We start from the raw sequence: 14414 nt of genomic DNA on the forward strand, positions 1-14414 counted from the left end.
ACTCCCGGCGCAGCTGGGTCAGAGCGCCACACCCAGCAGGGCGTCGACCGCGGTGGCCACCAGCCGCGGGGTGGCGGTGTCGTGACCGCCGTACTCCAGTGCGTCGGTGGCCCAACCGTCCAGCGCCGCAAGCGCCTTCACCGTGTCCAGGTCGTCGGCGAGGTAGCGGCGCAGCCGGGCGATCACGTCGTCGGCGGCCGGGCCGGCCGGCAGGGTGGTCGCGGCGCGCCAGCGGGCCAGCCGCGCCTCGGCCTCCCGCAGGATCGCGTCGTCCCAGAACCGGTCGCTGCGGTAGTGGCCGGCCAGCAGACCCAGCCTGATCGCCGCCGGCTCCACACCCTGAGCGCGCAGTTTGGACACCAGCACCAGGTTGCCGAGGCTCTTGGACATCTTGTGTCCGTCCCAGCCGATCATCCCGGTATGCACGTAGTGGCGGGCGAAACGCCGCTCCCCGGTGAGCGATTCGGCGTGCGCGGCGGAGAACTCGTGGTGCGGGAAGATCAGGTCGGACCCGCCGCCCTGGATGTCGATCCCGCTGCCGATCCGGCTCAACGCGATCGCGGCGCACTCGACGTGCCAGCCGGGCCGTCCGGCGCCAAACGGCGCGGGCCAGCTGGGTTCGCCCGGCCGGGCGGCGCGCCACAGCAGGGCATCCAGCGGATCGGTCTTGCCGGCCCGGTCCGGATCTCCGCCGCGCTCGCCGAACAGTTCCAGCATGGTGGCGCGGTCGAGACCCGATTCGTAGCCGAACTGTTCGGTGGCGTCGGCGCGGAAATAGACGTCCGGGTGTTCGCCGTCGACGACATAGGCCGACCCGGAGGCCAGCATTTTCTCGACCACCTCGACGACCTCGTCGATCGCCTCGCTGGCAGCAACGTAGTGCTGGGGCGGCAGCACCCGCAGCGCGGTCATGTCCGCCGCGAACAGCTCGACCTGATCGGCCGCCAACAGCTGCCAGTCCACACCGTCACGGTCGGCACGTTCGAGCAGCGGGTCATCGACGTCGGTGACGTTCTGCACGTAGTCCACCGGGTGGCCGGCGTCGAGCCAGAGCCGGTGAATCAGGTCGAAGACCAGATAGGTGGCGGCGTGACCCAGATGGGTGGCGTCATAAGGGGTGATGCCGCAGACGTACATGGTGGCCGTCGGGCCCGGCGACACCGGGCGGACCTGCCGGTCGGCGGTGTCGTACAGACGCAGCGCCGGGCCGTGCCCGGGCAGGGCCGGAACGGCCGGCGCGGACCACGATTGCATGCCCTCGACTGTAAGGCCCGGCGGTTTAGCGAGGCTCGCCGGAGGCGAGGTGAAGCTGGAACCGCCGCATCAACACCGCGGTTTAGCGAGGCTCGCCGGAGGCGAGGTGAAGCTGGAACCGCCGCATCAACACCGCGGTTTAGCGAGGCTCGCCGGAGGCGAGGTGAAGCTGGAACCGCGGAATCAACACCGCGGTCAGAACAATGTGCGCCGCATGGCGTCAAGTAGTGTCGGCGCCACCTCGGGCCGGCACATCAGCAGGTCGGGCAGGTAGGGGTCGGGGCGGTTGTAGAGCAGCGGCGAACCGTCGAGCCGGGAGGCGTGCAGCCCGGCCGCCCGCACCACACCGGCCGGGGCGGCCGAATCCCACTCCCATTGGCCGCCGGCGTGCAGGTAGGCGTCCACGTCGCCGCGCACCACCGCCATCGCCTTGGCGCCCGCCGAACCCATCAGCACCGGTTCGACCGGCAGTACCTCCCGGATGATGCGCACCACCGCCGGCATCCGGGTTGCGCTGACCGCCACCCGTATCGGGTTCGGGACCCGGGCCGGCGTGGCGTTCGCGGTGACCGTGTCGGTGGCGAACACGACGTTGCTCCTGTTGTCATAGGCCGGCAGCGACACCGCGGCGTCGGTGATGGCGCCCGGCCCCGAGCCGTCTCGCTGCCACAGCGCGATATGCACCGCCCAGTCATCACGTCCGGGGGTGGTGAACTCCCGGGTGCCGTCGAGCGGGTCGATGATCCAGACCCGGTCGGCCTGCAACCGGGCCAGGTCGTCGGGCGATTCCTCGCTGAGCACCGCGTCGTCGGGGCGTACCTCCCGCAGCCGGCTGAGGATCAAACGGTTCGCGAGCGCATCCCCGGCATCGCCGAGGCGCCACGGGTGGCCGAACCCCACCTCGTCGCGGACCTTGAGCAACAGCTTCCCGGCCTCGACGGCCAGTTCGGCGGCCAGCGCCGCGTCGGTCAGCGTCACGTCAGGAAGTATCCCCGACCCGGCTGGCGGGCCCCGCCGCGAGTGTGCGGTTGGTACTCCCGAAGCGGATTTTCGCGACCAGAACGCACCCGCGGCGGTGCTGAAGGCCCTCAGAACGCCGGCCAGGGTATCGGGCGATGGCTGTTGGGGCCGGGCATCACCGGATGTTCCAGCAGATCCTCGACGCGCCGCCGCAGGGCCGCGATCTCGGCCGACGTCAGATGTGGCTCCAGGTCGGCGGCCAGCGGACCGTCCAGCGCGGCGGCCAAGCGGGTCAGCGCCTGCAACTCGGCCAGGTCGTCCAGCGGCATGCCGGCCCAGCCCCACAGCACGGTGCGCAACTTGTCTTGGGTGTGCAGGGTCACGCCGTGGTCGACGCCGTAGACCACACCGTCGGTGCCGCACAGGATGTGTCCGCCCTTGCGGTCGGCGTTGTTGATCACCACGTCGAACACCGCCATGCGACGCAACCGGGGGTCATCGGCGTGCACGAGTACCACCGGGTCACCGGCGTAGTCGTAGGCCCGCAGCACCGACAGGTAGCCGGCCGGGATCTTGCCGACCGGCGCCAGGTCGACCAGCGCGGGCCCGGCCGGCGGGTCGCCGCCGTCGCCAGGTTGGTCCACCCACAGCTGCACCATGCCGGGCCCGGCGGGGCCGTCGCGAATGATGGTGTAGGGCACCAGGTTCCAGCCCAGCTCGACGGAGATCAGGTGCGCGACGAGCTCGCGGCCGGCCAGCGTGCCGTCCGGGAAGTCCCAGAGCGGCTGCTCACCGGCGATCGGCTTGTACACACAGTGGGTGCGCCGCTCCCCCATCGTCGCCTCGCACAGGAAAGTGGCGTTGCTCGCCGAGCGGATGCGGCCCAGGATCTCCAGCTCCCCGGAGCGCAGCGCCTCCCTATCGTCAGAGGTCGGGGTCATCGGGCTCATCGTCGGGCCCGAATGCACCCCGCCGATAGCCGTTGGTGCGGACGCAGAGGTGGCCGGCCGGATCCAGCGGCTCGTCGCACAGCGGGCACGGCGGGCGGCCCGCGGAGATGACCCGGTTCGATCTGGTGGCGAATTGCCGCGCCGACTCCGGCGTCAGGAACACCCGCACCGCGTCCGGGCCCTCGTCGGTGTCGTCGAGGACCACCGACGCATCGAACTCGGTGTCGCTGACCGCGAGCAGCTCGACGACCACGGTCTGCGCCTCGGAGTCCCAACCCAATCCCATGGTTCCGACCCGGAATTCGGCGTCCACCGGCGTCACCAGCGGGTTGAGGTCCTCGATCTCGGTGGGCTCCGGTGGTACCGGGGTACCGAATCGGCGGTTGACCTCCAACAACAGTGCACCGATCCGCTCGGCGAGCACCGCTACCTGCTGCTTTTCCAGCACCACCGAGACCACCCGCTCGTCATGCACCGCCTGCAGGTAGAAGGTGCGATTCCCGGGTTGGCCGACGGTCCCGGCCACGAAGCGGTCGGGAGTGCGAAAGACGTGGATGGCTCGGGACATGGCATCTCCCAAAATACCGGCAGTCGGCGATGACACCGGTATCCCCGTCGACTAGGTGGTGGACCCACCGACGACGGCGTCGCTCGACGAGCCGTCGGCGGGCGGCGAATTTGTGACCGCGGCGGCCAGTGAGTCCCCGGTGTGATTGAGGTGGATGACGAACGGGCGCAACGGCGTGTAGCGGATCACGCTGGCCGACGCCGGGTCGGCGGTGATGCGCTGAAAACCGTCCAGGTGGACACCGAGCGCGTCGGCGATGACCGCCTTGATGACGTCGCCGTGGCTGCAGGCCACCCACAGCACGTCGGCGCCGTGCTGCTCGGCCAGCTTCCGGTCATGTTCGCGTACCGCGGCAACCGCCCGGGCCTGCACCTGCGCCAGCCCTTCGCCGCCGGGGAACACCGCCGCGCTCGGCTGCGCCTGCACCACCCGCCACAGCGGCTCGCCGGTCAGCTCGCTCATCTTGCGACCGGTCCAGGTTCCGTAATCGACCTCGGCGAGCCGATCGTCGATGAGCGGGTCCAGCCCGAGCGCGGCGGCCAGCGGCTCGACGGTGCTGCGGCAGCGCAGCAGCGGTGAGCGCACCAGCGCCTTGATGGGCAGCCCGGCGAACCGGTCGACGAGCTGTGCGGCCTGCTCGCGGCCCAACGCATCGAGCTCGACACCTTCGGAACGCCCGGCCAGCACCCCGGCGGTGTTCGCGCTGGACCGGCCGTGCCGGAGCAGGATGACCGTCATGACTGGGCCGCCAATACACCGGTGGCCAGCAGGACCAGGATCGTCGTCCCGACGACCACCCGGTACCCGACGAACCAGTACATGCTGTGGGACACCAGGAACCGCAGGAACCAGGCCACCGCCGCCCAGCCGACCCCGAAGGCGATCAGGGTGGCCACCAACAGTTGCGGCCCGCTGGCACTCATCCCGGTACCGGCCGGGTGAAACGCGTCGGGCAGCGAGAAGAGCCCGGAGGCGAACACCGCCGGGATGGCCAGCAGGAAGCCGAACCGGGCGGCCAGCTCGCGGTCCAGGCCGGCGAACAGCCCGGCGCTGATCGTGGCGCCGGAGCGGGACACGCCGGGCACCAGCGCAAGGGTTTGCGCCGACCCCACCAGTACGGCATCGCGCCAGGTCAGCTGCTTGGCGTGGCGAGTCTGCCGGCCGAGGTATTCGGCGGCGGCGATCACCGCCGAAAACACCACCAGCGCGGTCGCCACCACCCACAGGTTGCGCACCCCGGACCGGATCTGGTCGGTGAACACCAGGCCCAGCACGCAGATCGGGATGGTGCCGATGATGACGTACCAGCCCATCCGGTAGTCGACCTGGCGGTCGGCGGCCAGCGGCGTCTTGGTCAGCGCCGACGCCACCCCGGACAGCCACGCGGTGGCGATCCGCGCGATGTCCTTGGCGAAATAGACCAGGACCGCCACCTCGGTGCCGAGCTGGGTGACCGCGGTGAAGGACGCGCCGGCGTCGCCGGCGAAGAACAGCCGCGATACCAGCGCCAGATGCCCGGAGGACGAGACCGGCAGGAATTCGGTGAGCCCCTGCACGATCGCCAGGACGATGACCTGCGGCCACGACATCGCGGCCTCGACTACCGACACGACGAAGACCGTACCGCGGGGGTGGCGACGAACGGCCGGGTGCCGCACACTTGAATGCACCGCTGCCATCGGCGCCGGCGGTGAACGCGGGGGGCGGATCTGACGTATTTCCCACCGGAAGGCTGTGAATGGACATTCCGGAAGCCGGTGCCATGCGGATGCTCTACGACCAACACGCGGCCGCCTTGAGCCGCTACGCGCTGCGGCTGACCGGCGACCCCTCCCGGGCCGAGGACGTGGTCCAGGAGACGCTGTTGCGCGCCTGGCAGCACCCCGAGGTCGTCGACGACGTCACCCGCTCGGCGCGGGCCTGGCTGTTCACCGTCGCGCGCAACATCGTCATCGACGAGCACCGCAGCATGCGTTTCCGCTCCGAGAGTCGTTCCGGTCCTGCCACACCCGACCCGCCGGGCCCGGATGAGGCCGGGTTGTCGCTGGACCGGATGCTGGTCGCCGAGGCGATTGCCCGGCTGTCCGCGGACCACCGGGGCGTGGTTCGCCGTTCCTACTATCAAGGCTGGACCACCGCACAGATCGCCGACGACCTCGGGATCGCCGAAGGCACGGTGAAATCCCGGCTGCATTACGCACTGCGCGCACTGCGCCACACGCTCGACGAGATGGGAATGACGCGATGACGGGCGAGTTCGACGCGGGCACCACCGGCGACGATCACCCCTACGCCACGTGGGACGCCGCCTACGTGCTGGGTTCGTTGTCGAGTGCCGACCGCCGGGAATTCGAGGGGCACCTCGACCGGTGTTCATCGTGTCAAAGTGCGGTGGCCGAGCTGGCCCCGATTCCCCGGCTGCTGTCGTTGCTCTCACGCGAGGACCTGGACGCCCTCGAGGCGGACCGGGCACTGCCCGCCCGCCGGGTCCCGGTGCTGAGCGGCAACGGGTCGGGGCCGCCGGGCACCGGCGAAACGGCCCCACCGATCGAGACGGTCATGCCGTTCTTCCGGACCCGCAACTACGCCCCGGTGCCCGACGAGCTGATCGCGTTCGACCTCCCCGTCGAGGGCGCCATCCCGCCCGAGCTGACCGGCTGGTACCTGCGCAACGGCCCGAACCCGCGCACCGCCAGGGGGCATTGGTGCATCGGCGACGGCATGGTCCACGGCATTCGGTTGGAGCGCGGTCGGGCCGCCTGGTACCGCAACCGCTGGGTGCACACCGACAGTTTTGAACGCCCGTTCCCGGTGTACGGGGCCGGAGGCCGCCGCAACCTGCGCTCCAGCGTGGCCAACACCCACGTGATACGACACGCCGGAAAGACCCTGGCGCTGATGGAGACGTCCCTGCCGTATCAGATCAGCAACGACCTGGAGACGTTGGGGGCCTACGATTTCGGCGGCAAATTGGTCGACGCCATGAACGCCCATCCCAAGATCTGCCCGGACACCGGTGAGCTGCATTTCTTCGGCTACGGCAGCCTGGTGCAGCCGCACGTCACCTATCACCGTGCCGACGCCGCCGGCGAGCTGATCCTGAGCCGTCCGATCGACGTTCCGGCGCTGACCCTGATGCACGACTTCGCTCTGACCGCCCGCCACATCGTGTTCCTGGACCTACCGGTGCTGTTCGATTTGAGCCTGGCCCTGACCATGGACGCCGACCAGGACCTGCCCTACCGGTGGGACGACTCCTACGGTGCGCGCCTGGGGGTGCTGCGCCGCGACGACCCGTACGGCGCGGTGCGCTGGTTCGAGGTCGACCCCTGCTACGTCTTTCACATCGCCAACGCCTATGACGTGACGTCAGCAGACGGCGATTCCGTTGTGCTGCAAGTGATCCGGTACCCCGAATTGTGGCGCGACGACAGCGCTTTCGATGACGCCGCCACGCTGTGGCGCTGGACGATCGACCTGGCGGATGGCTCCGTCGAGCAGACCCAGCTCGACGACCGCGGCGTGGAATTCCCGCGCATCGACGACCGGCGCTCCGGTCGGCGGGCTCGCTACGCCGTCACCGTCGGCACCAACACGCTGGTCCGCTACGACCTCGACGACGGCAGCGCCGAGGAACACCGGTTCGTCAGCGACGGCCTGCGCGGCACCGCCGACGAGGCGATCTTCGTCGCCGCCGACGGCGGGCCCGACAACGAGCTGGCCGGGTGGTACCTGAGCTACGTCTATGACCCGGCCCGCGACGCCAGCGATCTGGTGATCATCGACGCCGCCGATTTCAGTGGTGACCCCGTGGCCCGGGTCCGGTTGCCGAGACGGGTACCGCACGGGTTCCACGGCAACTGGCTCAGGGACTGACCGCGCGACGGTGAACCAGCCGGGGTGGCCGATCGTGTCATCTCCGGGAGGTTTTATCGCATGGCCATTGCCGCCGGAACCGTCACTGACCGCAGCCCGAGAGATGCGCTGGTCGGGGCGCTCTATGCCGAGCACGCGGCCGCCCTCCGGCGATACGCACTGCGGTTGACCGGTGACCGGGGCCGCGCCGACGACATCGTCCAGGAGACGCTGTTGCGGGCCTGGAAGCACCTCGAGGTCACCGGCAATTCCGCCCGCGCGTGGCTGTTCACCGTCGCCCGCCACCTGATCATCGATCAGAGCCGCAGCGCCCAGGCGCGCCACGAGGTCGGCTTGCTCGACGGCCTCCCCGAACAAGCCGGCCCCGACGAGATCAACGCGGCACTGGACCGGATGCTGATCGCCGACGCGATCACCCGGTTGTCGCCCGAGCATCGTGAGGTGATCTGCCGGTCGTACTACCACGGCTGGACCACCGCGCTGATCGCCGCCGACCTCGGGATCGCCGAAGGAACCGTGAAGTCGCGGCTGCACTATGCGGTACGCGCGCTGCGACGCGCCCTGCAGGAGATGGGAGTGACCCGGTGACACAGCAAGGGCCCGATGCGGTCCGGCAGGTTGCGCACACCTACGCGATGTGGGACGCCGCCTACGTGTTGGGGGCGTTGTCGACCGCCGAACGGGCTGAGTTCGAGGGCCATCTGATCGGGTGTCCGTGGTGCCAGAGCGCCGTCGGCGAACTCGAGGGAATGGCGGGGCTGCTGTCGCACCTGGACCTTGACCTGGTGGCGGCTCTGGACCCGGACGACGACCATGACCAGCTGCCGGCGCCGGCACCACCGGCCCGGAGCCGTCGGCGGCTGCGGCTGTCCTGGGTGGGCACCGCGGCGGCGGCTGCGGCGGTGGCGGTGGCCGTGTTCGTGGGTGTCGCCGGTCAGTCCGCGCCGCCGCCGGAGGTCACCGCGGTGCCGATGCTGCAGGTGCACACCGCGCTGCTGGCCTCTACGGTGTCGGTGACCGACATGGACTGGGGAACGCTGATCGAGCTGCGCTGCGTCTGCCTGGCCGACAGCAACGCCCCACATGATCTGCTGGCGCTGGTCGTGGTGGGCCGCGACGGCAGCCGCAACCGGCTGGCGAGCTGGGTGGCCCATCCCGGGCACACCGCGACACCCACCGGCAGCACCGCGATGCCGGTCGATCAGATCGCCTCGGTCCAGGTGGTCTCCGCCGACAGCGACGAGGTGCTGCTGCAGCGCACGCTGTGAGCAACCTCAGTGCGCCAGGGTGTGCACGATCCCGCCGAAGACGCCCGGCAGCGCCGCACATGCGGGCACGATGGCCCGCCGGGTGGCGCGCGGGGCGCTGGCCAGCACCAGTGCGCGGGTCACCAGACGGTAGTGGCGGGTGAGCCGATGCCAGGCCCGCTCGTAGGACGCCGGGGTGTCGGCGGTGATCGCGTCCACCGCCGCGGCGGCCTGCTTGACGGCCAGGCTGATGCCTTCGCCGGTCAGGGCGTCCTCGTAGCCGGCGGCATCGCCCACCAGCAGCACCCGGCCGGCGACGCGGCGGGCAACGACCTGTCGCAGCGGGCCGCAGCCGCGGGCCGGCCCGGTCTCAGCATCGCGCAGATGGTGCGCCAGCCACGGGAACCAGTCCAGCTCGGGTCGGCGCGAGGACAAGATGGCCACGCCCACCAGATCGGGTTGCACCGGTGTCACATACGCCTCGCCCCACCGCGACCAGTGCACCTCGACGAACTCCGACCATGCCGGGACGGTGTAGTGCCGGCGCACGCCGTAGCGCCGGGGCGAGCCGGCTACCGCCGGGATTCCGACCGCGCGGCGGACCACCGAGTGCAGCCCGTCGGCACCGATCAACCACCGTGCCCGGATCCCGGCCGCCGCCACCCCGCACCGGTCCTGTTCGACACCGGAGATCCGTCGAGCAACCCATTGGGCGCCTTGCGCTTTGGCCTGTTCGGTGAGTGCTGCCTGAAGCGTGGTGCGCCGCACTCCCTGCCCAGGTGGGCCGGTGAACCGCGCCTCGGCCCGGTGCCGCTGCCCCACGTAGGCGATGCCCGCGAGCGCCATTCCGGCCGGGTCGACCCCGAGAGCCGCCAGCTCGGCCACCCCGCCGGGCATCAGACCCTCGCCGCACGCCTTGTCGATCGGGTCGCGACGTGGTTCGGCCACGATCACCGAAAGTCCTTGCCGGCGCGCGCACAACGCGGCGGCAAGCCCGCCCGGACCACCGCCGACGATCAGCACGTCAGCGTCACAGGTCGTCATGCATACCCCAGCGCGGTGTTCTCCACCCGGATCCGGACCACCAGCAGCAGCGCGTTGGCCACACCGAAACCGAGGGCGGTCAGCCAGGCGGAATGAACCAACGGCAGGGCCAGTCCTTCCACCACCACCGCCACGTAATTGGGGTGGTGCAGCCATCGGTAGGGGCCGCGGCGCACCAGCGGGGAGCCCGGGATCACGATCACCCGGGTGTTCCACCGGGGGCCGAGCGTGCCGATACACCACCAGCGCAGCGCCTGGGCGGCGGCCACCACCGCCAGCATCGGCCAGCCGAGCCGCGGGATGAACACCCGATGCGCGGCCCACACCTCGATCAGGCAGCCGGCCAGCAGGGCGCCGTGCAGCACCACCATCACCGGGTAGTGGCCGCGCCCGAACTCTTCACCGCCCTGGGAAAACGCCCAGCCGGCGTTGCGTCGCGACACCAGCAACTCCACCAGCCGCTCGATCCCGACCGCGACGACCAACAGGGTGTACATCGGCGTCACCAGCGCAACAGGACGAGTTCGGAGCAGAACGCCGGACCCATGGCCATCATCAAGCCGACCGACCCCGGCGGCGGCGGATCGTCCAGCGTCTCGCGCAACACGTCGAGCACCGACACCGACGACAGATTCCCGTTGTCCCGTAACGATTTCCGGGTCAGCTGCAACGCATCGGCATCCAGGTCCAAGCCGTTCTCGACGGCTTCGATCACCCGTGGCCCGCCCGGGTGGCAGATCCAGCAGGCGACGTCGCCGACGGACAGCCCGTAGTCGGAGAGGAATTCGCGCACGTCTTCGCCGAGGTACTTCTCGGCCACGGTCGCCACGTCGGCGGACAGGATGATCCGGAATCCGTCGCTGCCGATATGCCACCCCATGACATCCTCGGTGTCGGGGTACAGGTGGCTGCGGGTGGCCAGCACCGTCGGCCCGGCAGGCGGGCGTTCGGCGCCGGTCGCGATGACCGCCGCGGCGCCGTCGCCGAACAAGCTGGACGCGACCAGATTGGCCACCGAGTGATCGTTGCGCTGAATGGTCAACGAGCACAGCTCAACTGCGAGCAGCGCCGCCACATGACCGGGAAAGGCCCGCAGATAGTCGTGCATGCGAGCCACCCCGGCGGCACCGGCGACACAACCGAGCCCGAACAGCGGGACCCGTTTGACATCGGGGCGCAGCCCGACCCGCTTGGCCAGCCGCGCCTCCAGTGTCGGGACGGCGAGCCCGGTCACCGTCGTCGAGAAGACGACATCGACCTCGGTCGGCTCGAGACCAGCCGACTCCAGCGCCGACACCAATGCTCGCTCACCGAGTTCCAGTGCCACGTCGAGATAGACATCGTTGGCCTCGGTGAACCCGCTCAGCTCGCGGTAGCACTCCAATGGCAGCGCCAGCTGCCGGGTGCTGACCCCGCTGGCGGTACTGAAGCGCCGAAATTCGGGTCCGGCGAAGCCGGTCAGGGCCGCGGTCATCTCTTCTTGGCGGTAGCGGTGCGGCGGAAACGCGACGGTGGCCGAGGCGATGGCAGGAAATGTAGTCACATCCGGGATTACGCGGTCACCGACTCCAGGGTTCAACGCGGATCTAGCGTGTGAATCGGTTGAACCGAAGCGCCGCCGACTCCGTATGTAACTCAGGGATCGTGTGACTCAGAGATCGGCGACACCTACTCGGAAGGATCCGCGATGCTGCGCGGGATCGCTTGGGCTGCACTCTCCGCGCCGCGGCGCATGCTCGCCGTGGCCGGCCTGGTCCTGGTCGCTTCGGCGATCTTCGGCGCACCGGTAGCCGGGAAGCTGTCGGCGGGTGGGTTCAACGATCCCGGCTCGGAGTCGGCCCGGGCGGCCCGGATCCTGGTCGACAAGTTCGGCCAGAGCGACCAGCAGATGCTGATCACCGTCACCGACGCCGACGGCGCGAACAGCGATCGGGCCGCCTCGGTCGGGATCGCGATCGTCGAACAGCTGCGGACCTCGCCGTGGGTTTACGGGACCTCCTCGACGTGGACCAACTCGCCCGGGCTGGTGAGCACCGACGGGACATCAGGACTGGTGATCGCCGAGTTGAGGGGCGGGGAGAACAACGCTCAGCACTATGCCAAGTCGCTGCTGGAATCGGTGTCCGCCCTAGGCGTCTACGACCGGGATGGCGTGACCGTCGCAGCCGGTGGCGAAGCGGTGATCTACGCGCAGATCAACGAGCAGAACCAACACGACCTGCTGGTGATGGAATCGATCGCGGTGCCGTTGAGCTTTCTGGTGCTGATCTGGGTGTTCGGCGGGCTGGTCGCCGCGGCGCTGCCGCTGGCGGTGGCGGCCGTGGCGATCGTCGGGTCGATGGCCATCCTGCGGGTGACCACCGCCTACACCGACGTGTCGATCTTCGCCCTCAATCTGACCACGGCGATGGGCCTGGCTTTGGCGATCGACTACACCCTGCTGATCATCAGCCGCTACCGCGACGAGCTCGCCACCGGCGCCGCGCCCGCCGACGCGCTGACCCGAACCATGGTCACCGCGGGCCGCACGGTGCTGTTCTCGGCGACCACCGTGGCGTTGTCCATGGCGGTCATGGTGCTGTTCCCGATGTACTTCCTGAAATCGTTCGCCTACGCCGGGGTGGCCACCGTGGCGTTCGTCGCCTGCGCGGCCATTGTGCTGACACCGGCGCTGATCGTGATGCTCGGCGCGCGCCTCGACGCGCTGGACATGCACCGGTTGGCCCGCCGCCTGCTCAACCGCGGTGAGCCCGAACCCAAGCCGGTCGAACAGCAGTTCTGGCACCGGTCGACGACCGCGGTGATCCGCCACGCGGTGCCCGTCGCAGTGGCCGGGGTCGCCCTACTGGTGCTGCTGGGGACGCCGTTTCTGGGTGTCAAATGGGGCTTCCCCGATGACCGGGCGCTGCCCCGGTCGGCGTCGGCGCACCAGGTCGGCGACCGGCTGCGCACCGGGTTCGCCGACGACTCGTCGGCCACCATCAGCGCGGTCGTCCCCGACGCCACCGGGCTGGCCCGCGGCGATCTCGAGCGTTATGCGGCCGCCCTGTCGACCGTGACGCATGTGTCGGCGGTGACCGCGCCGACCGCCACGTTCGTCAACGGGCAGCCGGTGGGGCCGCCGGCGGCACCGACCGGCCTGGTCGACGGCTTCGCGCTGGTGACCATCGCCAGCACCGCGCCGCTGTTCTCGGCCGGCTCCGACGACCAGCTCGATCAGCTGCACCAGATCGCCGGCCCGGCCGGGAAGACGGTGCTGTTCGCCGGGCTGGCGCAGAACAACCGCGACAGTGTGGCCGCCATCACCTCCCGCTTGCCGCTGGTACTGGGGCTGATCGCGGCCATCACGTTCGTGCTGCTGTTCCTGCTGACCGGCAGCGTGGTGTTGCCGGTGAAAGCACTGGTGCTCAACGTGCTGTCGTTGACGGCTGCGTTCGGGGCGCTGGTCTGGATCTTCCAGGACGGCAATCTCGGGGCGTTCGGCACGACACCGACCGGGACGCTGGTGGCCAACATGCCGGTGCTGTTGTTCTGCGTCGCATTCGGATTGTCGATGGACTACGAGGTGTTCCTGATCGCCCGGATCCGGGAGTACTGGCTGGCCTCGGGCCGCACCCCGGCGGACAACGACGCCAGCGTGGCGCTCGGCCTGGCCCGCACCGGGCGGGTGATCACCGCCGCGGCGCTGGTGATGTCGATATCTTTCGCGGCGCTGATCGCCGCGCACGTGTCGTTCATGCGGATGTTCGGTGTCGGGCTGACCCTGGCCGTGCTGACCGACGCCACGCTGGTGCGCACGGTGCTGGTGCCGGCCTTCATGCACCTGATGGGCCGGGCGAACTGGTGGGCGCCGGGATTACTCGCCCGGCTGCACGACCGGATCGGCATCAGTGAGGACCACACCCGGAAGGCCTCCGCAGCGCAACGGCACCGCCGGCCCGGGCATACGCCCGGCGAGCCGGCGTTCGCCGACGGAGCCGGCTATCGCCTCCCGGTCAACGGGCGACCGACACCGCGTCACGCACGGCCGCGGTCAGGCTCCGCTCGTCGCTGAGGTCGATGTCCACCAGGCTGCGACGCGCCCGCGCCACCACGTCCTCCTCGTGCGGGACCGGGCACTCCAGCAGGGGCCGGTACACATCGACCACCAGCAGCTGCTGCTCGATCCGGAACGAGAAGCTACGGCCGTCCCCGACCTGGCCGAACCCGCTCGCGAACGCGCCGGTCCAGATTTCCTCGACGAGAAACTCCGAACACTCCAGCTGCCAGTCTTCGGCGACAGTCATGACGGGAACGTTACACCTAAGCGAACTTATAGTTACCCCGGACATGCCGATTCGGTGTCAGCGCCTTCCTTAGAATCGGTGGTTCGTCCCGGCGTCGACCGTCGACCGCCCCAGAGCTGGAAGAGCTGCCCGTGCCCAAGCACTCCCCCCGCCGGCCCCGCTGGCCGTCTTCCGGCCTGCTGTTGTCGCTGCTGCTGCTCACGGCGTGCTCGGCCAATCCGGTCACCGT

The 14414-nt window shown here is 69.9% G+C and carries 15 protein-coding genes; 5 read left to right on the plus strand and 10 right to left on the minus strand.

What is annotated here, in order from left to right; genetic code table 11:
- Positions 1–18: 18 nt before the first annotated feature.
- The 6 genes from mshC to DQP56_RS06200 form a co-directional block, all read right to left on the minus strand.
- Positions 19–1254: a cysteine--1-D-myo-inosityl 2-amino-2-deoxy-alpha-D-glucopyranoside ligase gene (mshC, locus tag DQP56_RS06170; protein WP_112684076.1), complete on the minus strand. Its 1236-nt coding sequence runs from the start codon at positions 1252–1254 to the stop codon at positions 19–21.
- 195 nt (positions 1255–1449) lie between these two features.
- Positions 1450–2232, minus strand: coding sequence for a 3'(2'),5'-bisphosphate nucleotidase CysQ (locus DQP56_RS06180; RefSeq protein ID WP_112684078.1), 783 nt, complete (start codon positions 2230–2232; stop codon positions 1450–1452).
- 110 nt (positions 2233–2342) lie between these two features.
- Positions 2343–3155, minus strand: a complete 813-nt coding sequence (locus DQP56_RS06185; protein WP_112684079.1) for an Rv2133c family protein — start codon at positions 3153–3155, stop codon at positions 2343–2345.
- Positions 3139–3732 carry an Rv2134c family protein gene (locus DQP56_RS06190; RefSeq protein ID WP_112684080.1) on the minus strand — a complete coding sequence of 198 codons (594 nt, stop codon included), beginning with the start codon at positions 3730–3732 and terminating at the stop codon, positions 3139–3141. Before DQP56_RS06190 ends, DQP56_RS06185 begins: the two co-directional genes overlap by 17 nt.
- A gap of 51 nt (positions 3733–3783) precedes the next feature.
- Positions 3784–4470 carry a histidine phosphatase family protein gene (locus DQP56_RS06195; protein WP_112684081.1) on the minus strand — a complete coding sequence of 229 codons (687 nt, stop codon included), beginning with the start codon at positions 4468–4470 and terminating at the stop codon, positions 3784–3786.
- Positions 4467–5321: an undecaprenyl-diphosphate phosphatase gene (locus DQP56_RS06200; protein WP_112684096.1), complete on the minus strand. Its 855-nt coding sequence runs from the start codon at positions 5319–5321 to the stop codon at positions 4467–4469. The genes DQP56_RS06195 and DQP56_RS06200 overlap by 4 nt, the downstream gene beginning before the upstream one ends.
- 149 nt (positions 5322–5470) lie before the next feature.
- Here DQP56_RS06200 and DQP56_RS06205 point away from each other — a divergent pair, with 149 nt between their 5' ends.
- From DQP56_RS06205 to DQP56_RS06220, 4 genes are read left to right on the plus strand one after another with little or no spacing between them, the layout of a single operon-like run.
- Entirely contained in the window at positions 5471–5980 is a 510-nt protein-coding gene (locus tag DQP56_RS06205; protein WP_112684082.1) for a sigma-70 family RNA polymerase sigma factor, read from the plus strand.
- Positions 5977–7608, plus strand: coding sequence for a carotenoid oxygenase family protein (locus DQP56_RS06210; protein WP_112684083.1), 1632 nt, complete (start codon positions 5977–5979; stop codon positions 7606–7608). Before DQP56_RS06205 ends, DQP56_RS06210 begins: the two co-directional genes overlap by 4 nt.
- A gap of 60 nt (positions 7609–7668) precedes the next feature.
- Positions 7669–8196: a sigma-70 family RNA polymerase sigma factor gene (locus DQP56_RS06215; RefSeq protein ID WP_112684084.1), complete on the plus strand. Its 528-nt coding sequence runs from the start codon at positions 7669–7671 to the stop codon at positions 8194–8196.
- Positions 8197–8243: 47 nt separating this feature from the next.
- On the plus strand, positions 8244–8876 hold the full coding sequence (locus DQP56_RS06220) for an anti-sigma factor family protein (RefSeq protein WP_112684097.1): 633 nt from the start codon (positions 8244–8246) through the stop codon (positions 8874–8876).
- 6 nt (positions 8877–8882) lie between these two features.
- Here the strand turns inward: DQP56_RS06220 and DQP56_RS06225 are convergent, their stop codons facing one another.
- From DQP56_RS06225 to DQP56_RS06235, 3 genes are read right to left on the minus strand one after another with little or no spacing between them, the layout of a single operon-like run.
- Complete coding sequence (locus DQP56_RS06225; RefSeq protein WP_112684085.1) at positions 8883–9899, minus strand: NAD(P)/FAD-dependent oxidoreductase; 1017 nt, start codon at positions 9897–9899, stop codon at positions 8883–8885.
- Entirely contained in the window at positions 9896–10396 is a 501-nt protein-coding gene (locus tag DQP56_RS06230; protein WP_112684098.1) for an isoprenylcysteine carboxyl methyltransferase family protein, read from the minus strand. Before DQP56_RS06230 ends, DQP56_RS06225 begins: the two co-directional genes overlap by 4 nt.
- Before the next feature lie 5 nt (positions 10397–10401).
- Complete coding sequence (locus DQP56_RS06235; RefSeq protein WP_234825527.1) at positions 10402–11373, minus strand: type III polyketide synthase; 972 nt, start codon at positions 11371–11373, stop codon at positions 10402–10404.
- 213 nt (positions 11374–11586) lie between these two features.
- On the opposite strand from DQP56_RS06235, the gene DQP56_RS06240 reads away from it, so the two are divergent.
- Positions 11587–13953, plus strand: coding sequence for an MMPL family transporter (locus tag DQP56_RS06240; RefSeq protein WP_112684087.1), 2367 nt, complete (start codon positions 11587–11589; stop codon positions 13951–13953).
- Here DQP56_RS06240 and DQP56_RS06245 read toward each other — a convergent pair.
- Complete coding sequence (locus DQP56_RS06245; RefSeq protein WP_041317739.1) at positions 13895–14185, minus strand: hypothetical protein; 291 nt, start codon at positions 14183–14185, stop codon at positions 13895–13897. The two genes, DQP56_RS06240 and DQP56_RS06245, sit on opposite strands and share 59 nt — an antisense overlap.
- Positions 14186–14414 lie beyond the last annotated feature (229 nt).

This window comes from Mycolicibacter senuensis, assembly GCF_003284925.1.
GTDB classification, from domain to species: Bacteria; Actinomycetota; Actinomycetes; order Mycobacteriales; family Mycobacteriaceae; genus Mycobacterium; species Mycobacterium algericum_A.